Below are 458 nucleotides of genomic sequence, written 5' to 3'. Positions count from 1 at the left end.
ATTTCATGCCCCCGTGCAAGCGCGGCTGGGTGTGCGAGGACGAGTGCTGATTGCGGACCAGGCCGCCCCCGCCGCGCCCGTCAAATCCTCTGAAACCGCCGCTGCCTTGCGCTTTGCCGCACAAGGACGGGCCGCAATCCGGGACGAGGCAAAACCGGCCGCACCCGCGCGCAAATCACAGGCCGCCGCTGCCGCCCGCCTGGCTGTAACCGGGCGCGCTGTCATCCGGGATCTGATCACGATCACCGTACCTGAAGGAGCACCCTATGCCGCTTAACGGCGTTCAGATCATCACAAGCACCGGGCAGGATAAACTTGCCCAGGCCCTGTCCAGCGGGCAGGCGGTGCAAATCACCGAGGTTGGCTTGGGCGATGGAAACGGCCTGCGCTACAACCCGTCCGAAGGCCAAACCGCATTGAAAAATGAACGGGTGCGCCGGGCGATTACCAAGCAGCAC

2 protein-coding genes are annotated in these 458 nt (G+C 64.6%); both read left to right on the top strand.

The window, feature by feature from the left end; genetic code table 11:
• Window positions 1-277, top strand: a 277-nt coding sequence (locus L1069_RS23950; RefSeq protein WP_237457310.1) for a hypothetical protein, incomplete at its 5' end; no start/stop codon positions are given.
• Window positions 267-458, top strand: a 192-nt coding sequence (locus L1069_RS23945; protein WP_237457309.1) for a phage tail protein, incomplete at its 3' end; no start/stop codon positions are given. The genes L1069_RS23950 and L1069_RS23945, both read left to right, overlap by 11 nt.

This window comes from Leisingera sp. MMG026 (assembly GCF_021654205.1).
Lineage (GTDB): Bacteria > Pseudomonadota > Alphaproteobacteria > Rhodobacterales > Rhodobacteraceae > Leisingera.
This window is presented reverse-complemented; position numbering and strand designations above follow the sequence as displayed.